Origin of the sequence: Streptomyces sp. SCUT-3 (genome assembly GCF_014083985.1) — a bacterium.
GTDB lineage: Bacteria > Actinomycetota > Actinomycetes > Streptomycetales > Streptomycetaceae > Streptomyces_H > Streptomyces_H thermolineatus.
On sequence record NZ_CP046907.1, the window covers coordinates 2433994 to 2454239 of the forward strand.

A 20246-nucleotide genomic window follows, 5' to 3' on the forward strand; every position below is an offset into this window, starting at 1 on the left:
TCGGTATCTCCACTCGTCCTACAGCTCGTCTTCGAATTCGTCGATCTCGTCCTGGCTCAGTGAGACCAGGGCGAGGTCGGAGGGGGTGTGACCGCCGGCGCCGGGGCGGGTGCCGTGCTCGGCCAGCGCCCGCAGGGCGCGCACCCAGGTGTCCGCCAGGCCGCGCACGTCCTCCTCGGAGAACACCGCCCCCGGCCACACCCACGACGCCCGCAGCCGCGGACCCGCCGGACCGTCCACCGTCAACGCGTTGACCTCCAACGCGTGCGCGAACGGCATCCCCGCGTCACCACCGCCGCCGAAACCACCGGCCTCCGCGTCCACCGACCACTCGGCGCCACCGTCCGAACCCAGCCGGCCCAGGTAGTTGAAGCCGATCCGGGGTACGGGGAGCGCGGCGAGCAGCGGTCCGCTCTGCGGGCCCAGATGCCGCAGGAGTCCGTAGCCGATGCCGTGGTCCGGAAGGGCGCGCAGCTGCTCCTTGACGCGCTTGAGCACCTGCCCCGTCTCCGGGCCGGCGGCCCAGACCTCCTGCCAGTCCTGCACCTGCGGGTCCAGCCGCACCGGGTACAGGCTGGTGAACCAGCCCACCGTGCGCGACAGGTCCACGCCCTCCACCACGTCGTGGCGGCCGTGACCCTCCAGGTCGACCAGGACACCGCCGTCGGTACGGAGGCCCTTGCGGTGCCCCCAGTCGGTGACGGCGAGGGCGAAGGCGGCCAGCAGGACGTCGTCGACGCCCGCGTGGAAGACGGCAGGGACGGTGGTCAGCAGCGGCTCGGTCAGGTCTCCGGGAACCTCCACCTCGACCGCCCGGGCCGTGCTCGCCGTGTCCCGCGACGGATCGAACCCGCACGCCTCACCCACCGGATCACCCGGCTCCAGAACCCCCGTCCACAGCGGGAGTTCCTCCAGGCGGGCCGGGTTCTGGGCCAGGGCGGCCAGCTCCTGCGACCAGCGCCGGAAGGAGGTGCCCACCGGCTCCAGCTCCGGACGACGCCCGGCCGCCACCGCCTCCCAGGCAGCCGCCAGGTCCGGCAGCAGGATCCGCCAGGAGACCCCGTCCACCACCAGGTGCAGCACCAGCAGCAACCGCCCGGCCGTCTGCGGCCCGGCGTCGAACCACACCGCCTGCACCATCACCCCGGACTCCGGCGACAGACGATCCCGGGCCGCCTCGGCCTCGCGCGCCACCACGGCCCGCAACGCCTCACCGTCCAGACCGGCGGCGTCCACCCGGGTGACGCACGACAGCGCGTCCACCGACCCGGCCTCGGACACCTCCAGGGCCCACTCGGTGCCGTCCTGGCCGGTGCGGGTCAGGCGCAGCCGCAGCGCGTCGTGGTGGTCCACCACCGCCTGCAACGCCGCCGACAGCGAACCTCCCTCGGCCCCGGCCGGGGTGCGCACCACCACCGACTGGTGGAAGCCGTCCACCGGGCCGCCGCGCTCGCGCAGCCAGTGCACGATCGGCGTCGGCTCCACCGGGCCGACGCCCACGTCCGGCTGTCCCTGGCCCGGGGCGGCCTCCGCGTCCCGTGCGACGGCGGCGAGCCCGGCGGGGGTGCGGTGCTCGAACACCTGGCGCGGGGTGAACACCAGCCCTTCCCGGCGGGCCCGCGACACCAGCTGGATGGAGACGATGCTGTCCCCGCCCAGGTCGAAGAAACTGTCCTCCGCACCCACCACTGGCAGCCCCAGCAGTTGCGCGAACAGGCCGCACAGCAACTCTTCGCGCGGGTTCGCCGCCGACCGGCCCCCGGCCGCCGCGCCGAAGTCGGGGGCGGGCAGTGCCCGCCGGTCCAGCTTCCCGTTCGGCGTCACCGGCAGCGCGTCCAGGACCACGAACGCCGCCGGCACCATGTGCTCGGGGAGCCCGGCCGCGACGTGCTCGCGCAGCCCGGCCGCCTCCGGAGCCGGGGCCCCGGCCTCCGGCACGACGTACGCCACCAGCTGCTTCACACCCGGCCGGTCCTCGCGGACCACCACCGCCACCTGTGCCAGGTGCGGGTGGCTCGCCACCGCGGTCTCGATCTCGCCGAGCTCGACCCGCAGGCCGCGGATCTTCACCTGGTCGTCGGCGCGGCCGACGTAGTCGAGCGCGCCGTCCTCGCGCCACCGCACGACGTCGCCGGTGCGGTACATCCGCGCGCCCGGCGCCCCGAACGGGTTCGCCACGAAGCGGTCCGCCGTCAGCGCGGCACGGTTGAGGTAGCCGCGCGCCAGCTGGACACCGGCGAGGTACAGCTCGCCCGGCACTCCCACCGGCACCGGCCGCAGTGCCGCGTCCAGCACGTACACCTGCGTGTTCCACACGGGGCCGCCGATCGGGACCGGGCCGGTGTCGTCCGCCCGGCACTCCCACGACGTGACGTCCACCGACGCCTCGGTCGGCCCGTAGAGGTTGTGCAGGGGCGCGTCGAGCGTCCGGAAGAAACGTTCACGCACCTCGGCGGGCAGCGCCTCGCCGCTGCAGATCACGCGGCGCAGGCTGTCGCAGCCGGCCGCCGCGGGCTCGAGCAGGAAGACCTGGAGCATCGACGGCACGAAGTGCAGCGTGGTGACGCCTTCGCTGCGGATCAGGCCGGCGAGGTACGCGGGGTCCTTGTGCCCCTCCGGCCGTGCGACGACCAGGCGCGCGCCCTCGGCCAGCGGCCAGAAGAACTCCCACACCGAAACGTCGAACCCGGACGGGGTCTTCTGCAGCACCCGGTCGTCCCCGGCCAGCCCGTACTCGGCCTGCATCCACAGCAGCCGGTTGACGATGCCCTCGTGCGGGACGACGACGCCCTTGGGCCGGCCGGTGGAGCCGGAGGTGTAGATCACGTACGCCGGGTGCTCCGGGAGCAGCGGGGCACCGCGGTCGGCGTCGGAGAGGTCGTGGCCGGGGCGGGAGGCGACCGCCTCCCTGGTTTCGGGGGCGTCCAGGACCAGCTGCCGGGTCGCGCCGGTGCCGGGCAGCCGCCCGGCCACCGCGGTGGTGGTCAGCAGGAGGGCGGGGCGGGCGTCGTCGAGGACGAAGGCGATGCGCTCGGCCGGGTAGTCGGGGTCGACCGGCAGGTAGGCGGCGCCCGACTTCAGGACGGCCACCAGGCCGACGACCAGGTCCAGCGAGCGCGGCACGGCCAGCGCCACGAACCGCTCCGGCCCGGCGCCCCGCTCGGCCAGCAGCCGGGCGAGCCGGTTCGCCCGGTCGTTGAGCTCGCCGTAGGTCAGCGCGCCGTCCTCGAAGACGACGGCGACCGCCTCCGGGGTGCGGGCCGCCTGCGCCTCCAGCAGCCCGGTCAGGGTCGTCCGGGGCACGTCGCGGGCGGTGTCGTTCCACTCCACCAGCAGCCGCGTCCGCTCGGCCTCCTCCAGCACCTCGACGTCGGCCACCGGCCGGTCCGGGTCGTCCGCGACGGCCTCCAGGACGCGGACGAGCCGCCCCGCGATCCGCCGGGCGGCCTCGCCGTCGAACAGGTCGGTGCGGTGGTCCAGGCGGAGTTCGAGTTCGTCCCCGGGGACGGCGACCAGGCTGAGCGGGTAGTGCGTGGCGTCGCTGCCGCCCACCTCCGCGACCTTCAGTCCGGTGCCGGAGACGTCCAGTGCGTCGGGGTCGAGGGGGTAGTTCTCGAAGACCGTCAGGGTGTCGAAGAGCTCGCCGAGACCGGCGAGGCGCTGCACCTCGTTCAGGCCGAGGTGCTGGTGGTCCATCAGCCGCGTCTGCTGTTCCTGCACCCGGCCGAACAGCCCCGCCAGGGACTCCTCCGGCCGCAGGCGGACCCGCACCGGCAGGGTGTTGATGAACAGCCCCACCATCGACTCGATGCCCGCGATCTCCGGCGGACGCCCCGAGACCGTCGCCCCGAACACCACGTCCTCGCGGCCCGTCAACCGGCCCAGCAGCAGACCCCACGCACCCTGCACCAGCGTGTTCAACGTCAGCCCGCGACCGCGCGCCACCTCCGCCAACCGCGCCGACAGCTCCTGCGGGAGCCGCGACACCACCCGGCCCGGGACCGTCGCCGTGCCCGGGGCCGGGGCCGCCGGTGCGAGGAGGGTGGGTTCCTCCAGCCCGGCCAGCGCCTCGCGCCAGGCCTCCTCGGCCGCCGCACGGTCCCGCCCCGCCAGCCACCCCAGGTACTCCCGGTACGGCGTCACCCGCGGCAACCCCGCACCCGCAGCATCACCACCCGCCGCATACAGCGCGAACAACTCCCGCGCCAGCAACGGCATCGACCAACCGTCCAACAAAATGTGGTGATTGGTCACCACCAGCCGGTGCCGGCCCTCACCCAGCCGCACCAACGCACACCGCAGCAACGGCGCAACCGCCAGATCGAACCGCCGCGACCGCTCCTCCCCCATCACCCGCGACAACTCCACATCCCGGGCAGCAGCGTCCAGCCCCGACAGGTCCCACTCCGACCACGGCAGCTCCACCTCCCGCCGCACCACCTGGACCGAGCGGCCCGCGACGTCGTGCAGGAACCCGGCCCGCAGGTTGGCGTGCCGGCGGACCAGTGCCTCGGCCGCGGCCCGCAGACGGCCGGCGTCCGGCTCGCCGTGGATCTCGAAGAACAGCTGCACGGTGTAGACGTCCTGCGCCGCCTCGTCGAAGAGCGCGTGGAACAGCAGTCCGTCCTGCAGCGGGGTGACGGGCAGGATCTCCTCGGCGTCCGGGCAGGCCTGCTCGACGAGGTCGATCTCCTGCTGCCCGAGGTCGACGAAGGGGAGGTCGGAGGGAGTGCGGCCGCCGGCGCCGGGACGGGTGCCGTGCTCGGCCAGCGCCCGCAGGGCGCGCACCCAGGTGTCCGCCAGGTCACGCACGTCCTCCTCGGAGAACACCGCCCCCGGCCACACCCACGACGCCCGCAGCCGCGGACCCGCCGGACCGTCCACCGTCAACGCGTTGACCTCCAACGCGTGCGCGAACGGCATCCCCGCGTCACCACCGCCGCCGAAACCACCGGCCTCCGCGTCCACCGACCACTCGGCGCCACCGTCCGAACCCAGCCGGCCCAGGTAGTTGAAGCCGATCCGGGGCGCGGGCAGGGCCGCCAGCACCTCACCCGACTCCTCGTCGAGGTGGCGCAGGAGTCCGTAGCCGATGCCGTGGTCCGGGAGGGCCCGCAGCTGCTCCTTGACCCGCTTGAGCACCCGCCCGGCCTCCGGGCCGGCCGCCCAGACCTCGTCCCAGTCCTCGACAGCCGGGTCCAGCCGCACCGGGTACAGGCTGGTGAACCAGCCCACCGTGCGCGACAGGTCCACGCCCTCCACCACGTCGTGGCGGCCGTGGCCCTCCAGGTCGACCAGGACCGAGGAGGCGTCGCCCTCACCCCGTCGTCGGCGCCAGTCCGCCGTCGCCAGGGCGAAGGCGGCGAGCAGGACGTCGTCGACGCCCGCGTGGAACGCGGCAGGGACGGTGGTCAGCAGCGGCTCGGTCAGGTCCCCGGGAAGCTCCACCTCGACCGCCCGGACCGTACCCGCCGTGTCCCGCGACGGATCGAACCCGCACGCCTCACCCACCGGATCACCCGGCTCCAGAATCCCCGTCCACAGCGGGAGTTCCTCCAGGCGGGCCGGGTCGGCCGCCGCCTCTGCCAGGTGCTCGGCCCAGCGGCGGAAGGAGGTGCCCACCGGCTCCAGCTCCGGACGACGCCCGGCCGCCACCGCCTCCCAGGCAGCCGCCAGGTCCGGCAGCAGAATCCGCCAGGAGACCCCGTCCACCACCAGGTGGTGCAGCACCAGCAGCAACCGCCCCGGAGCCTGCGGACCGGCGTCGAACCACACCGCCTGCACCATCACCCCGGACTCCGGCGACAGACGATCCCGGGCCGCCTCGGCCTCGCGCGCCACCACGGCCCGCAACGCCTCACCGTCCAGACCCGCCGCGTCCACCCGCAGCAGACACGCCCCGGCGTCCACCGTGCCCGGAGCCGGGACCTCCAGGGCCCACTCGGTGCCGTCCTGGCCGGTGCGGGTCAGGCGCAGCCGCAGCGCGTCGTGGTGGTCCACCACCGCCTGCAACGCCGCCGACAGGGAACCGGTGTCCGCCCCGGCCGGGGTGCGCACCACCACCGACTGGTGGAAGCCGTCCACCGGGCCGCCGCGCTCGCGCAGCCAGTGCACGATCGGCGTCGGCTCCACCGGGCCGACACCCACGTCCGGCGTCTTCCCGGCTGCGGCCTTCCCCGCCTCCGTGTCCCGCGCCACCACTGCCAGGCCCGCCGCGGTGCGGTGCTCGAACACCTCGCGCGGGGTGAACACCAGCCCCTCACGACGCGCCCGGCTGACCAGCTGGATGGAGACGATGCTGTCCCCGCCCAGGTCGAAGAAACTGTCCTCCGCACCCACCGCAGGAAGCCCCAGGACCTGCGCGAACAGGCCGCACAGCAGCTCCTCGCGCTCCGTGCGCGGCGCCCGCCCCGCCGACACCGCCGCACCGAAGTCCGGCGCGGGCAGCGCCCGCCGGTCCAGCTTCCCGTTCGGCGACACCGGCAGCGCGTCCAGGACCACGAACGCCGCCGGCACCATGTATCCGGGCAGTGCGGCGGCCACCCGGTCCCGCAGCCCGGCCGCGTCCGGGGCCGGGGCGTCGGCCTCCGGCACGACGTACGCGACCAGTTGCTTCACGCCCGGCTGGTCCTCGCGGACGACCACCGTCACCTGGCCAACCCGCGGGTCCGCGGCCAGGACGCTCTCGATCTCGCCGAGCTCGACCCGGAAGCCGCGGATCTTCACCTGCTCGTCCGCGCGGCCGACGTAGTCCAGCGCGCCGTCCTCGCGCCACCGCACGACGTCACCGGTGCGGTACATCCGCGCGCCCGGCGCCCCGAACGGGTTCGCCACGAACCGCTCGGCCGTCAGCCCCGCACGGTCCAGGTAGCCGCGGGCCAGACCCGCGCCCGCCAGGTACAGCTCGCCCGCGACCCCCACCGGCACCGGCCGCAGTCCCGCGTCCAGCACGTACGCCTGCGTGTTGAGGACGGGCCTGCCGATCGGCGGGGCCCCCTCGAAACCGCCGTCGCCGTCACCGTCGCCGTACCAGGCGGTGGCGTAGACGGTGGCTTCCGTGGGGCCGTAGATGTTGGCGATGCGGCTGCCGGGGACGGCGGTGCGGATGTCGGAGGCGACCTTGCCCGGCAGCGCCTCGCCGGCCAGGACGACCATGTCCGCGGACGCCTTGACGCCGCCGTGGGCCAGCAGCTGCGCGATCGCCGACGGCACGGCGCTGATCAGCGTGCCGGTCCAGCTTCCCTCCGGGCGTTCGGTGAGGGCCAGCAGGTCGCGGACGACCTCGATGCTCCCGCCGCAGCACAGGGGGCCGAACATCTCGAAGACGGAGACGTCGAAGTTGAGCGAGGTGGAGGCCAGGACGCGGCCCAGCCGCTCGGGTCCGATCTCCTCGGCGGCCCAGGTGACGTGGTCGACGGCGTTCGCGTGCGAGACGACGACGCCCTTGGGCCGGCCGGTGGAGCCGGAGGTGTAGATGACGTACGCGGCGTTGAGGGGTTCGAGGGGCGCCGCCCGGTCGGCGTCGGTGAGGTCGCCGGCGGGCAGTCCGGCCGCCGACTCCGCCGTGCGGGGGTCGTCGAGCAGCAGGAGGCCGGGGGTTCCCGGCTGTGCGGGGCGCGCGGCGAGGGGCCCGTCGGACACGGTGACGACCAGGGCCGGCCGGGCGTCCCCGATCATGAACCCGAGCCGCTCGGCCGGGTACTCCGGGTCCAGGGGGAGGTAGGCGGCGCCGGACTTCAGCACCGCGAGCAGGGCCACCATCATGTCGTCGGACCGGGGGACCGAGACGGCCACGAAGGTCTCCGGCCGGGCGCCCCGTCCGACGAGCAGGCGGGCCAGGCGGTTGGCGCGCGCGTTGAGTTCGCCGTAGGTGAGGGAGCGGTCCCCGTGGACCACCGCGACCGCGTCGGGGGTGCGCGCGGCCTGCGCCTCGAACAGGGCGGGGAGGGTGGTGGCGGGGACGTCGGCCGCGGTGTCGTTGAAGCCGGAGAGGATGTGCTCCCGCTCGGCCGGGTCGAGGATCTCCAGGGCGCTCACCGGCGACTCGGGGCGGGCGTGGACGAACGCGTCCAGCAGGCGGAGGAAGCGCCGCCGGTGGGCGTCGCCGCCTTCGTCGCCGTACAGGTCCGGGTTGGAGTCCCAGTCGATCCGCGCTCCCTGGCCGGCGCCCCTGCCGTCCACCACGAGGGAGACGTCGTCGACCGGGCCGCCGCCGAGGTTGTGGACGGTGGTGCGGTGGCCCGCGAACCGCAGGTCGTAGTCGACCGTGACGATGTTGACGTGCGGGCCGACGAGGCGGTGCTCGTCGCCGGAGAGCCCGAGGTCCCGCCGCAGGTCCTCGGAGCGGTACCGCTGGTGCTTCAGCGCCCGGCGGAGTTCCTGCGACGCCTGGCGCATCAGGTCCGCGACGCCGGTTCCGGGCCGTACGTCCAGCCGCAGCGGCAGCACGTTCGAGGTCATGCCCACGAGGTTCCGGGCGGCGGCCCCGACGCGGGCCGTCACGGGCAGGCCGAGGACGACGTGCCGGTTGCCCGTCATCCGGTGCAGGTAGGCGCCCATCGCCGCCACCACGACCGCCGGCCAGGCGACCTCGGCCTCGCGGGCGGCCGCCCGCAGGGCGTCGAGGGCCGGGGCGTCAAGGTTCCCGCTGTGGCGGACGAGGTGCCGGGGCAGCGCGGGGCGGCGGGAGGCGAGGCTGCCGGGCTCGGGGAGGTCGGCGAACCGCGTCGTCCAGTACTCGCGGTCCCGGGTGAACCGCTCGGAGCACCGGTAGTCGGCCTCGTCCTCGACGAGGGCCCGCAGGGAGCCGGGGGCCTGCTCGGGGCAGGGCAGCCCCGCGGCCAGGGCCGTGTACGCGTCCGCGACCCGCCGGCCCAGCAGGGAGAGGCTGAGGCCGTCCGAGACGACGTGGTGGTACCGCTGGTACCAGAAGTAGCGGTCGTCCGCGGCCTTGAACAGGGCGTAGGCGAACAGCCCGCCCTCCGCGGGGTCCACCGGGCGGCCCGCCTCCGCCCTCATCCACGCCTCGGCCGCCGCCCGGGGGTCGTCCTCGCCGCTGACGTCGACGTACTGCGCCACCTCGCCGGTGTGCTCCTCGACGACCTGGTACGGCCTGCCGTCCTCCTCCCGGACGCGCACCCGCAGCGCCTCGGCCCCGGCGACGGTGTGCCGCAGCGCCTCGGCGAACAGCTCCGGGTCGACGGAGCCGTGGATCTCGACGTACTCGGCGATGTTGAAGACGGGGTTCGCCGGGTCGAGGCGCTGGGCGAGCCAGACGCCCGACTGCGCGGCCGTCAGGGGCAGGCGCTCGGCCTGGCAACCGGTCATGGTCATCCGTCCTCGGTCGGTCGGTCCTCCCCGGGGCGGGCGGGCGCCGGGGGGCCTGGTGTGCGGGAGGTGTGGCGTGCGCGGGTGGGTGCGGCGGGAAGGGCGCCGGGGGCCGGGCCGGCCGGGTCAGCGGGAGGTGGCCCTCCGGTACGCGCGGACGGCCAGCGGGACGACGACGGCCAGGATCGCCAGGTTGAGCAGGAGGGAGACCGCCACCGGGTGCTGCACCGGGAAGGCGCCCTCGCCGACGGCCGCGGTGTTGCCGAACAGTTCGCGGCACGCCGCCACGACGGCGCTGATCGGGTTCCACTCGCAGACCGCGCGCAGCCACCCCGGCAGCCCGTCGAGCGGGATGAAGGCGTTGGACAGGAAGGTCAGCGGCATGACGATGATGAAGGCGATGGAGTTGACCGCCTCGGGGCTGCGCACCGAGAGGCCGACGAGGGCGCCGATCCAGGACATCGTCCAGCCCAGCAGCAGGAGGATCCCGAAGGCCCCGAGGGCCGGGAGGAGCCCCTCGTGCGTGCGCCAGCCGATGAGGTGGCCGACGACCGCCATCGTCGCGCAGGCGATGACGGCGAGGGTGAGGTCGGAGAGCGTGCGCGCCAGGAGGACGGCCGAGCGGGACATCGGCAGGGAGCGGAAGCGGTCCACCGCGCCGTTGCGGAGGTCGCCGGCGACGCCCTGGGCGGTGTTGCCCAGGTTCGTCAGCATCATCTGGGTGAAGATGCCGGCCATGAGGTACTCGCGGTAGTCGCTGCCCGGCACCGTGATCGCGCTGCCGAACAGGATGCCGAAGACGACCACGTACGCGACGGGCATCACCGTCACGCCGAGGAGCTTCTCCGGGATGCGCACCAGGTGCTTCATGTGGCGGCCGAAGAGGACCGGCACGTCCTTGAGGATCTCTGTCACGGCGTGGGTTCTCCGCCTTCTCGTGTCGAACCGCCGGTGAGTGCGAGGAACACGTCGTCCAGCGAGGGCCTGCGGACGGCGAACTCGACGGGACGCACCCCGGCGGTGTGCAGTGCCGCGGCGGCCTCGGAGACGGACTCCATGCCGCGGGACAGCGGCGCGCCGACGGTCCGCCCGTCCTGGCCGACCGACGGCTCGGCCGCCGCGGCGGCCCGCAGCGCGCGGACCGCTTCCGGCACGTCGGCGGGGTCGGCGACGGTGACCTCCAGCCGCTCCCCGCCGACCTTGCCCTTCAGCTCGTCGGGCGTGCCCTCCGCGATGACCCGCCCGCCGTCGATGACCGAGATGCGGTCGGCCAACTGGTCGGCCTCCTCCAGGTACTGGGTGGTCATCAGCACCGTGACGCCCTGGGCGAGCTGGTCGCGGATCATGTCCCACAGCGTCAGCCGGCTGGTCAGGTCCAGGCCGGTGGTGGGCTCGTCGAGGAAGAGCACCTCGGGGCCGGCGATCAGGCAGGCGGCGAGGTCGAGCCGCCTGCGCATGCCGCCCGAGTAGGTCTTGACCGGGCGGTCCGCGGCGTCGCCCAGGTCCAGGCGGTCCAGCAGATCGCCGGCCGCGGCCTTCGCCGCGCCGGTCCCCATCCGGTGGAGCCTGCCGACCAGGTGCAGGTTCTCCCGGCCGGTCAGCAGTTCGTCGAGCGCCGCGTACTGGCCGGTCAGGCCGATCCGGCGGCGCACCTCGCGGGGGTGGGTGCGCACGTCGTGGCCGGCGACCACGGCCCGGCCGGAGTCCGCCTCCAGCAGCGTCGTGAGCACGCGGACCGTGGTGGTCTTCCCTGCGCCGTTGGGTCCCAGGACGCCCAGGAGCGAACCGGCGGGCACGGCCAGGTCCACGCCGCGCAGTGCCTGGTGCTCCCCGTAGCGCTTGTGGAGTCCTTCCGCCTCGATGGCGTTCCCCACGTCCTCATCTCCTCCGTCCGAATTCCGGCCCGCGCGAAGCCTTTACGGGCTTCCGGGCCGGTGAGCGACAGTGGGTAAAGGCGTCCTTCGGCAATTCGGTGCGCCGGTACGTGTTCGTACGCCGTCGCACGGAGTCCGGCCGCGCCCGTCCCGCTCTCGCCCGGTGCGGCCAATTCACCTAGTGGTCCGCGGTGATCTCCCCCGCCGAACCGGGCCACCCCGGTTTTATCGAGCCCTGCGAGAGAGGGACAAGGGATGCCGCAACTTGCTGCCACCGGAGAAAACCCGGGGCCGCGCGGTGACAGGAAGCGGACTCCTCCGACCCGGCCGCCGGGAACGCACGGCGAACGACCGGCGAACGGAAAGCCCGCAGGAAGCGGAGGGAAAAGCGCAGGAGGGGGGCGGGAGGGGGCGGGCAGCGGCGTTGCCGCGCCCGGACGTTCCCGCAGGCCCGCGGTGCCCCGTGCACCCGGACGGCGCGCCCCGGACGGCGCACCCCGGGCCGGCGCGCCAGGCCCGGGGTGCTCGGCCCGGCGCGCCAGGCCCGGGGTGCCCGGCCCGGCGCGCCAGGCCCGGGGTGCTCGGCCCGGCGCGCCAGGCCCGTGGTGCCCGGCCCCGGGCGTCCGGGTCAGGAGTGCTGCCGCACCCGGGTCAGGCGTGCGGCCAGGTCGCGGACGAGCGCGTCGCGCTGCGGGACCAGGTAGAAGTGGTCCCCGGGCAGCACCCGCAGCTCGAATCCCTCGGAGGTGGCCCCGGCCCAGGCCTCCATGTCCGCCGCGGTGACGTCGGGGTCGCTCCCGCCCACGTACCCGACGACGGGGCAGTGCAGGGGGACGGCCGACCGGGGGCCGTACCCGTCGACGACCGCGAAGTCCGCCCGGATCTGCGGGAGCACCAGTTCCCGCAGCTCGGGATCGTCCAGGAGGGCCGCGTCGGTGCCGCCGAGGCGGCGGACCTCGGCCACCGCCGCCTCGTCGCTCCCGTGGCGCGCCGGGTCCGGGGCGACCAGGTGGGGCGGCTTCCGGCCGGACACGTACAGTCCGGCGAGCCGCACCCCGTGCCGTTGCTCCAGCCGCAGTGCCACCTCGTGGGCGAGGGAGGCGCCCATGCTGTGGCCGAACACCGCGAGGGGGGCGTCGAGGAAGGGGAGCAGGGCCCCGGTGAGCGCGTCCGCGAGCGCGTCCATGCTCCTGAGGAACGGTTCGGCGATCCGCTCCTGCCGTCCGGGGTAGCGGGCCGCCATCACCTCCACGCCGTTCCCGAAGGCGTGTCCCCAGCTGTGGAAGAAACTCGCCGACCCTCCGGCGTGGGGCAGGCAGAGCAGTCGTGCCTGCGGCCGGGCCGGGGGTCCGTACCGGCGGAACCACACGCTCCCGTCGTTGGCGGGCATGGGCGTCCCTCTTCTCCTGTCGTCGGTGCGCGCCCCGGCGTGCCCGGGACGCGAGGGTCGCGGGAGCACGGCCCGCGGAGCGGCTCCGCGGGCCGTGTTCCGCACCGCGCGCCGTGCCCGGCTCCGCGCCGCGCACCGCGCCGGGCCGCGTCCCACCCCGCCCCGGCCGGCGGCCGGCCGCCGGCCGGGGCGGTTGTTTCAGGAAGCTGCCAGTCCCGGCGGCACTGCGGCCGACTGCAGGACCGCCGGGGCCGGGGCCCGGTCCCGCGGTTGCCGCCCGGAGGGCAGGAGCCCCAGTTCCGCGGCGCGGACCCCCGCCTGGAAGCGGGAGTTCGCGCCGAGCATCGTCATGATCTCGGCGACGTAGCGGCGGTAGGTGCGGACCGAGACGGACAGTTCGCGCGCGGCGACCTCGTCCGTGACGCCGCTCCGCAGGCACGCGAGGATCTGCCGCACCGCCTTCGGCCGGGGGTGGCCCCGCAGGCTGCTGCGGCCCGCGACCACGGTGGCGTGCTGCCACAGGCCCTCGAAGTAGGTGTGCAGGGCCCGGATCACGGTGGCGGCCCTGATGACGGAGGCCCGGCGGCCGTCGGCGGCCCCCGCGCAGACCACCGCGACGCGGCCGTCGACGATCAGCGCCTGCATCCTCGGGATCCTGGCGACCCGGATCTCGATGCCCTCCCTGTCGTCTCCTTCGACACGTGTCAGCCCCCTGTCGATCATGGCCCGGGTGCACAGCAGCCGCACCCCGATCCGTTCGTCCACGGACAGCAGCGCCCGGCGGGCGTTGCACACCGCCTCCGTGGGGTCGGCATCGGCGACGATGACGTCGATGCTCTCCCTGGCCCCGGAGATGACCCGGGCCGCCACTTCGGACAACTCGTGACAATCGGTGTCCACCGATGTGATCAACGAACTCCTGGCCATGCGCTCCCGGTGCTTCTCGACCGTTGCGTCCAGCAGTCGGAGAGCCTCGGAGAGAGCCGCCTCGAAATCGTCACCAGGCTCCCGGGAAGTGTCGTTCAGGCGATTTCCCCCGAATTCGGAATCCGGTTCCAGAAAATCAGAATGGATCACTTTCATCTGCCCTCTAAAACGAATTTTCCCCGTCCTCGGTTAAAAGTCCCAATTCGACCGCGCGGACTCCGGCCTGAAAACGGGAGTTCGCCCCGAGTTCCCTCATGATCTCGGCGACGTGGCGCCGGTAGGTCCGCAGCGACATGCCGATCTCCCGCGCCGCCACCTCGTCGGTGTGCCCGGCACACAGGTGCCTCAGCGTGTGCCGCATCGCCTCCGAACGCAGGCGCCCGCTGATCCCCGAGCCCTCCGTGACTGGCCTGGCGTTCCCCCAGGCCCCCGCGAAGAGCAGGTCCAGGGCCCGTACCGAGGCGGCGTCCCTGATCAGGGCCACGAGCCTTCCGGGCGGCCCCGGCGTGGGCTGGACCAGGGCGAGCCGGCCGTCGACGACCATCGTCCTGCGCAGGTCCCCGTTGGCCACCCGCACCTGGTACGCCGCGTCCCGGAGCCTCGGCAGGCACGACGCCTCCGCGACCGGCACCCGGGGACCGCAGAGCAGGCGGACCGTCACGCCCTTGTCGATCGCCTCCTCGAGGCTGTCGAGCACCCGCGGGGAGGCCGGGGAGTGGCCGGCGACCACCGGCAGGGACACGGAGACGGAGTACCTGGCGTTCCGCACGAGGTGCTCCGCGGTCAGGCCGGGCGCGAGCTCCTCCGTCTGCAGCACCGCGGAGGAATGCCCCGGCCCGCGGTGGCACAGGGACATCGTCGACTCGATCAGGGCGCGCGCCCTCAGGAGCGCACGCTCCACCCCGTCCGCGCCCTCGCCCACCGGCACGTCCTCCGCCCGGCCCGCCCCCGCGACCGGGCCGGGCGGACCGGACACCCCGGACGGAGCCGGTCCCGGGGCTCTTCGAGGCAGGTCTTCAGCCATTGCAGCCGCACTTCTCATGTTCCCCCCGTGTTCACCGCAGGATCACTGCGCACCGATGTCCGGGGAGACCGGCAGCCGAAAGGCAGCAGTCAGCCCCGTCCCGTCCCCTCCCCCCGCGGAGGGAACTGCAGCGGCCACCCCGGGCAATCCACGAAGTTACCGTCGATTAACCAGCCACAGCACGGAAGTCCCGGCATTCAGCGACGGCAAAGCAACCGCAAAGCCGGGACATTTCCGTGACCGACAGTAGAGCGGCCGACGCAGCTCAGTCAACGATCTGCCCGTGAACACAGAAAAGCCGACGGCACCTGCTCGCCCACCTCCACGCGCCGGAGCACCGAAGTGTCACTTCGCCGACGGAAAATGGCAGCAAACTGCATCCGCACCCCTGAATCCCCGGCGCCTCCCCCGGGGTCCCCTCACCCGGGACGCCCGGGCGCTGACGGTGAGTCACCGCGGGCGGGCCCGGTGTCCGGTAGGTGCCACGACCGGGCAATCCACCGTAATCGGCCCAACACCCCGCGGCGGCGGTACCGCCCGGACGCGCCCGCACCCCGGGAACACGCCCTCCCGGGCCGTCGGCGTTAGCCTGCGGAGCATGATCCTCGAACCGCTCGCGGTGCCGGGCGGCACGCCGGACGCGCTGCCGGAACCGCTCCTGCTCGAGCTGACCGGGCTCTACCGCTCCGACCCGGCCTTCCAACGCATCAGCGGGGACTTCCCCGACCCCGACGACATCCGCCCCGAACAGGTCGTCGCCTCCCTCTCCGGAGAGCTGGAGCCCCCCTCCGCCGAGGTGCTGCTCGCCCGCGAGGGGCACCGCCTGGTCGGCATCGCCACCGTCCTCGCCGAGCACCCCGACCCGGACGACCCGGACCCCTGGATCGGCCTGCTGATGGTGCACGGCCAGGAGCAGCGCACCGGCTACGGACGCACCCTGGCCGGGCTGGTCGAGGACCGGCTGCGCGCAGCGGGGCACAGCGGCGTCCGCCTCGCCGTGCTGGAGGACAACCGCAGGGCCCTCGCCTTCTGGAGCTCCCTCGGCTACCGGGTGATCGACCACCGCGAGGACCGCCGCCTCCACCGCCCCTGCACGGTCATGCGCAAGGACCTGCACCCCGCCTGACCCGGCCCGGCCCTCCCCGCCCCGCAGCCGCCCGGCGCCGCAGCCGCCCCGCAGCATCCTCGCACCGCAGCTCCCCGCCCCTCATCCCCGGTGCCGTGCCCGCCGTCGCCCGTGTCACCATCGACCGGTGATCGAGATCGGCTACTCCCTCTCCCTGCGGTTCCCCGACCCCCCGCAGACCGACTACCGCACGGCCGACGTCCGGGCCCTGCGGTACGACCTGTTCTGCGGCGACGTGTACCTGGCCGTCGGCGAGCAGGAGCTGTCCACGGCCTGGGGATGGGTGCCGGTGCTCGACTTCGCCTGGGCCCTGTGCGACATCGTCGAGCGCGTCGACGCCGACCCGCTGGGCAGCCGCGCCTCCGCGCCGCAGACCGCCGAACTGGACTTCACCGAGTCCACCGACCGGCTGCGTTTCCTGCGCCGCTTCGGCTGGGTGGAGATCAGCGCCGACTGGCTCCCCGACACCGCGCCGCTGAGCGTCAACCACGCCGAGCTGCGCCGCGAGGCCCGCGACTTCCTCCAGGACCTGGTCGCCGACCTGACCGACATGCACCCCGACCTGGACGACAACCCCGCGATCTGGGACCTGCGCGCCCGCTACCCCCGCGTCTGACCCCGCACCCGCCCGTTCCCCAGTTCCCCCGTTCCGCGCAACCTGTCAGGCTGCGCGCCCGGTCCCGCACAGTCCGTCACTGCCCGGGCACGGCCCCCGTGGCTAGGGTCGGCAGCATGAACACACCCACGCCGAGCTTCGCCGTGCACGTGCCCGACGCCGAACTGGAGCCGGAGCCGCTGGACCCGGCGCAGGTCGTCGCCGGCGACCCGCAGGTGTCGGGGAAGGTGCTCTGGGAGTCCGAGGACGGCCGTCAGGTCCGCGGCATCTGGCAGATCACCCCGGGCACGGTCACCGACACCGAGGCCGACGAACTGTTCGTGGTCGTCTCCGGGCGGGCCACCGTCGAGGTCGAGGGCGGCGCCACCCTCGAGGTCGGCCCCGGCGACCTCGCCGTCCTCCGCGAGGGCGACCGCACCCGCTGGACGGTCCACGAGACCCTCCGGAAGGCCTACCAGATCACCCTCCCCTGACAGGGGCGGCCGGGGCGGCGAAGACCTGCGCGGCGCGGCGGCGAGTGGCAGGGTGGCCGGGGCGGCACCGGGCCGGCGTGACGGGCCGTACGGCGCCGCCCGCCCGTCCCGCCCCGAACGAAGGGAGAACAACGTCGTGAAGCCACTGACCGACGACGAGATCGCCGAAGCCCTCCACGACCTGCCCGGATGGCGCGTCGTCGGCGACGAGCTGACCGCGGCCTACACCGTCGACCGCGACAAGGTCCCGCCGTTCTACACGGCGGTCGCCGCAGCCGAGGACGAGGCCGACCACCACGCCCGCGTCACCGTCCTGTACGGCACCGTCGCCTTCGCCGTGAACACCCACTCCCTGGGCGGGGCGATCACCTCCAAAGACACCGCCCTCGCCCGCCGCATCACCGGCCTGGCCGCCGAGTACGGCGCCGTCCCCGGCGGCTGACCGGCCGAAACCATGAAGCAAGGCCCTTCATATGGGGAGTATGGTGGTTTGTATGGCTACTAGAAAAGTCACAGTGACCATCCCCGAAGAGCTGCTTGATGAAATCCGGGCCGACGCCGCGGAACGGGGTATCTCGGCATACGTGGCCGAAGCTCTGCAGCTCAAGCACGATCGTGACAAGCTCGTGGAACTGGTCGACTGGCTCCAGGAGGAGTACGGACCGGTCACCGACGAGGAGCACGCAGCCGCTCTGGCTGAAATCGACGAGATCGACGCGGAACACGCACGGCGACGGACACCGGGCGGGAACGAGGCCGCCGCGTGAACCGCAGGGGCGCAAGCTCCCCGCCCTTGCGGGTTTTCGTACTCGACTGCGAGGCTCTCTCGCAGGCTGTACGCGGAGATCGGCGCATGATCACGCTGCTCGACGCCGCAGCACGGGGAGCCGCCGAGGTCGTGACCTCCCCGATGACCCTGGTCGAGGCGTACGACGGCCGGATCACGGAGAGCCGGTGGGACTGGGTGCTGTCCCGGGTCAAGGTGATGGGGATCGGCAAGGACGAAGCGCGCAGGGCCCGCCGACTGCTCGCCGGCGCCGGCCTGCACGGCCACAAGTACGCCATCGACGCGGTGCTGGCAGTCGTGGCCCGCGAGCAGAAGGGACAGGTGACCGTCTTCACTTCCGACGTGAGTGATCTGGAAGCACTGCTGCCGCCCACGGTCCTCGTGGCCAAGGTCTGAAAACGCAGCGGGCCCGCCGGAACGGACGCCGCGCCCCTGACGGGCCGGGCGCCGCGGCCCGGGCCGTAGGCCCGGGCCGCGTTCCGCGGACGACCCGTCAGAGGGTGTCGGAGTACAGGTACGAGCTGTTCTCGTTGGCGAACGCCGAGCCGAAGCGGGCCTTCGCGGACGGGGCGCCGAGGTCGGCCGGGTTGACGGCGACCGCACCGGTGGCCGTCGCGCCGGTGGCGGTGCCGCGCAGCACCCAGACCGCGCCGGTGCCGTTCTCGTGCGCGGAGGCGGCGGCGAGTTCGGCCCTGCCGTCCCCGGTGACGTCGAGCAGCCGCACGGCGCCGCCGAAGCGGTCGCCGGCCTCGGCGACGCCCGGGACGCCCGCGGTGTCCTGGTGGAAGACCTGCGCGCCGGCGCCGCCGAGCCCGCCGGAGCCGCCCTTGAGCAGCACCACCGAGCCCGCCGCGGTCTTCGTGCCCAGGGCCTCGAAGGGGACGCCCGCGACGAGGTCGGCGTAGCCGTCGCCGTTGACGTCGCCCGCGTCGAGGCGGGCACCGAACTGGTCGCCCCGCTCCCCGGCGCCCGGGACGCCGGAGGTGTCCTGCGTGATCGTGGTGACGCGGGTCGTGCTGGGCCCCGTCGAGGTGCCGTAGTAGACCTTGACAGTGCCGGCGTCGTACGGGATGTCCTCGACGACGCCGTTCGGCATGTGGCGGACCGCGAGGTCGCCCTTGCCGTCCTTGTCGAAGTCGCCGACCACGCCGGTGACCGCGGACGGCAGCGGGGTCGACGTCGTCGACAGGCCGGACGTGGTCCCGCGCCAGAACTTGCCGCCCCTGGCCATCTCCTCGAAGGAGTAGAAGGTGGCGAGGTCGTCGATGCCGTCCCCGGTCATGTCCCCGGCGGTGACCGCGTAGAGGCTCTCCTCCTCGCCGCCGGACAGGTCGGCCTTCTGCTCGCCGGCCGGGGCTCCGGCCCGGGTGAACGGGCCGAACAGCACCGAACGCAGGTTCCATTCGGTGCCGTGCCGCATCAGCAGGTCGGCGCGGCCGTCCCCGTTGAAGTCGCCCGCGGCGAGGTTCCCTCCGACGTCCCAGCCGGTGGAGCCGGCGGGCGCCTGGACGACCGCGGCGCCCTCCCCGGTGAGCCCGCCCGCACGGCCCCACAGCACGGTCACCGTGCCGTGGCTGACGGTGGCGTCGACGCTCTCGCCCTGGCTGTGCACCGCGAGGTCGGTCAGCCCGTCCCCGTCGAGGTCGCGGGCGACCGTCTTGTAGCCGAACCGGTCCCCGGCCTCGGCCGCGCCCGGCACGCCCGCGGTGCTCTGGCTGACGATCGTGCGGGAGCCCGCACCGACCCCGGCAGCCGAGCCGTACATCACGACGACGTAGCCGGCCCCGGCCCGCCCGGAGACGGTGCCGTCGGGGGCGGTGACGACGAGGTCCTGGTAGCCGTCGCCGTTGAAGTCCTCCTTCACCGGCGTGGAAACGGACGCCGCACCGGCCGCCGCGGCGGACGGCTGCGTACCGCCCGCCGCGTGTGCGACACCGCCGGTGAGGGCGGTGACAAGACCGACAGCGGCTGCGCAGAGCGCGCGTTTGCGCATGATTCCTCCAGGGCCACGCAAGACGGAGGCGTGGCTTTCCGAAAGTGGGACCCGCGGCGTCCGCCAATGGTTGTGCAGGTGAACAGCCGGTTCACCGAAGGCGGCCGGCGCCCCGCCCGCCCGGGACGCGCCGTTCCTCCCCGCCCGCCGACGGCGGTGTCCGAGGCAGGACCTAGCCTCCGGCCATGAGCATGATCGGAGAGTACTTCCGCGTCCCGGCGGCCGAACTGGAGAAGGCACTCCGGGAGCCGGGCCTGGCCCTGCGCCTCGTCGCCGAGGCCCGGGAGGCGGAGGACGAGTCGCAGCCGCCGCCGACCGAGGCCCGGTGCTTCAGCACGTACAAGACCTGGGCCCTGCTGGACTTCCTGCTGCGGCGCTCCGGTTTCCCGGTGAACGTCGTCCACGGAGAGGAACTGTTCACCGAGGAGGACTGGGGGTACGGGCCCCCGCTGTACCTGCCCGCGGAACGGGTCCGGCTGGCCGCCGAGGCACTGCGCCGCACTCCGTACGACCGGCTCGTCGCAGGGGTCGACCACCGGGAGCCGGCCGAGGCCCGGGTGTACCCCCAGGGATGGGACAGCCCGGAGTCCCTCGACTGGGCCCGCGGCCGGTACGCGGAACTGGCCCTGTTCTTCGGGGCCGCGGCCCGGGACGGGGACGCGCTGCTCGTCTGGCTGGACTGACCGCACCGGACCGTACCGGTGAGGTC

At 74.0% G+C, this 20246-nt stretch carries 14 protein-coding genes; 7 read left to right on the forward strand and 7 right to left on the reverse strand.

Annotation, left to right across the window (positions count from 1 at the left end; all coding sequences use genetic code 11):
• Positions 1-18 precede the first annotated feature (18 nt).
• The 6 genes from GQS52_RS10645 to GQS52_RS10670 form a co-directional block, all read right to left on the reverse strand.
• Positions 19-9333: a non-ribosomal peptide synthetase gene (locus tag GQS52_RS10645; RefSeq protein ID WP_182313159.1), complete on the reverse strand. Its 9315-nt coding sequence runs from the start codon at positions 9331-9333 to the stop codon at positions 19-21.
• Between the two features lie 120 nt (positions 9334-9453).
• Positions 9454-10242: an ABC transporter permease gene (locus GQS52_RS10650; protein ID WP_182313160.1), complete on the reverse strand. Its 789-nt coding sequence runs from the start codon at positions 10240-10242 to the stop codon at positions 9454-9456.
• A complete protein-coding gene (locus GQS52_RS10655) occupies positions 10239-11201 on the reverse strand; it encodes an ATP-binding cassette domain-containing protein (protein WP_182313161.1) in 963 nt (320 codons plus the stop codon). The genes GQS52_RS10650 and GQS52_RS10655 overlap by 4 nt, the downstream gene beginning before the upstream one ends.
• 628 nt (positions 11202-11829) lie before the next feature.
• Positions 11830-12591: an alpha/beta fold hydrolase gene (locus tag GQS52_RS10660; RefSeq protein ID WP_182313162.1), complete on the reverse strand. Its 762-nt coding sequence runs from the start codon at positions 12589-12591 to the stop codon at positions 11830-11832.
• 198 nt (positions 12592-12789) lie between these two features.
• A complete protein-coding gene (locus GQS52_RS10665) occupies positions 12790-13503 on the reverse strand; it encodes a response regulator transcription factor (protein WP_182313163.1) in 714 nt (237 codons plus the stop codon).
• Between the two features lie 178 nt (positions 13504-13681).
• Positions 13682-14440 carry a TrmB family transcriptional regulator sugar-binding domain-containing protein gene (locus GQS52_RS10670; protein WP_259370699.1) on the reverse strand — a complete coding sequence of 253 codons (759 nt, stop codon included), beginning with the start codon at positions 14438-14440 and terminating at the stop codon, positions 13682-13684.
• A 700-nt stretch (positions 14441-15140) separates the two neighbouring features.
• Here GQS52_RS10670 and GQS52_RS10675 point away from each other — a divergent pair.
• The 6 genes from GQS52_RS10675 (at position 15141) to GQS52_RS10700 (ending at position 17940) form a co-directional block, all read left to right on the forward strand.
• Positions 15141-15668, forward strand: coding sequence for a GNAT family N-acetyltransferase (locus GQS52_RS10675; RefSeq protein ID WP_182313165.1), 528 nt, complete (start codon positions 15141-15143; stop codon positions 15666-15668).
• Positions 15669-15795: 127 nt separating this feature from the next.
• Positions 15796-16284: a hypothetical protein gene (locus GQS52_RS10680; RefSeq protein WP_182313166.1), complete on the forward strand. Its 489-nt coding sequence runs from the start codon at positions 15796-15798 to the stop codon at positions 16282-16284.
• A gap of 116 nt (positions 16285-16400) precedes the next feature.
• A complete protein-coding gene (locus tag GQS52_RS10685) occupies positions 16401-16757 on the forward strand; it encodes a cupin domain-containing protein (RefSeq protein ID WP_182313167.1) in 357 nt (118 codons plus the stop codon).
• Between the two features lie 136 nt (positions 16758-16893).
• Positions 16894-17199, forward strand: a complete 306-nt coding sequence (locus GQS52_RS10690; protein ID WP_182313168.1) for a 4a-hydroxytetrahydrobiopterin dehydratase — start codon at positions 16894-16896, stop codon at positions 17197-17199.
• Between the two features lie 52 nt (positions 17200-17251).
• The gene (locus GQS52_RS10695) at positions 17252-17524 is read left to right on the forward strand and encodes a CopG family transcriptional regulator (RefSeq protein ID WP_182313169.1); all 273 of its coding nucleotides are present in this window, start codon (positions 17252-17254) and stop codon (positions 17522-17524) included.
• Positions 17521-17940 carry a PIN domain-containing protein gene (locus GQS52_RS10700; protein ID WP_182313170.1) on the forward strand — a complete coding sequence of 140 codons (420 nt, stop codon included), beginning with the start codon at positions 17521-17523 and terminating at the stop codon, positions 17938-17940. Before GQS52_RS10695 ends, GQS52_RS10700 begins: the two co-directional genes overlap by 4 nt.
• A 97-nt stretch (positions 17941-18037) precedes the next feature.
• Here GQS52_RS10700 and GQS52_RS10705 read toward each other — a convergent pair whose 3' ends face one another.
• Complete coding sequence (locus GQS52_RS10705; protein WP_182313171.1) at positions 18038-19537, reverse strand: FG-GAP-like repeat-containing protein; 1500 nt, start codon at positions 19535-19537, stop codon at positions 18038-18040.
• 185 nt (positions 19538-19722) lie between these two features.
• On the opposite strand from GQS52_RS10705, the gene GQS52_RS10710 reads away from it, so the two are divergent.
• Complete coding sequence (locus GQS52_RS10710; RefSeq protein ID WP_182313172.1) at positions 19723-20220, forward strand: YfbM family protein; 498 nt, start codon at positions 19723-19725, stop codon at positions 20218-20220.
• Positions 20221-20246: the final 26 nt, after the last annotated feature.

Coding starts and splice junctions, on each gene's coding strand:
- GQS52_RS10695 (WP_182313169.1), top strand. CDS start 17,252: ATGGCTACTAGAAAAGTCACAGTGACCATCCCCGAAGAGCTGCTTGAT.
- GQS52_RS10705 (WP_182313171.1), bottom strand. CDS start 19,537: ATGCGCAAACGCGCGCTCTGCGCAGCCGCTGTCGGTCTTGTCACCGCC.
- GQS52_RS10645 (WP_182313159.1), bottom strand. CDS start 9,333: ATGACCATGACCGGTTGCCAGGCCGAGCGCCTGCCCCTGACGGCCGCG.
- GQS52_RS10675 (WP_182313165.1), top strand. CDS start 15,141: ATGATCCTCGAACCGCTCGCGGTGCCGGGCGGCACGCCGGACGCGCTG.
- GQS52_RS10685 (WP_182313167.1), top strand. CDS start 16,401: ATGAACACACCCACGCCGAGCTTCGCCGTGCACGTGCCCGACGCCGAA.
- GQS52_RS10710 (WP_182313172.1), top strand. CDS start 19,723: ATGAGCATGATCGGAGAGTACTTCCGCGTCCCGGCGGCCGAACTGGAG.
- GQS52_RS10660 (WP_182313162.1), bottom strand. CDS start 12,591: ATGCCCGCCAACGACGGGAGCGTGTGGTTCCGCCGGTACGGACCCCCG.